The organism is Flagellimonas lutimaris, assembly GCF_003581615.1.
Taxonomy (GTDB): domain Bacteria; phylum Bacteroidota; class Bacteroidia; order Flavobacteriales; family Flavobacteriaceae; genus Flagellimonas; species Flagellimonas lutimaris.
The window spans coordinates 1-458 of the sequence record NZ_QXFH01000015.1; the positions used below are offsets into that span (position 1 = coordinate 1).

Here is a 458-nt window from a genome sequence, read left to right on the forward strand (position 1 = left end):
TACCCATTCGACCTTCAAGCTCTTGAGGAAGGATTCCGCTACTGCATTGTCCCGGCATTTCCTTTTCTGCTCATTGATTGTACCACCCCACCATTATGTCTCTTAAGGATATCGGTGAACTCGTAACTGGCATATTGTGAGCCCCTATCGGAATGGAAAATAAGCTTGTCCTTGATATTGTTAGACCTTACCGCCATCTTCCAAGCGGGTATTATGGTGTCGGCAGTGGCCAAGGTCTTGCCCATAGACCACCCAACGACCTTTCGATGGAACAGGTCCATGATCACCGTCAGGTACATCCATCCCTCACCGGTCCTTATATAGGTCATGTCGGATACCCATACCTGGTTTTTCCTGTGTACCGTAAAGTCACGGTCCAATATATTGGGCGCTATCGGATAATCGTGTTTGCTGTCCGTGGTGGCCCTGAACTTTCTCTTTCTTTTGGCCAGCAGTCC

General features: G+C 48.7%; 1 pseudogene. It reads right to left on the reverse strand.

Annotated elements, in window-relative coordinates:
* A pseudogene (locus D2V08_RS01025) lies at positions 1-458 on the reverse strand (IS3 family transposase); the annotation flags it as partial.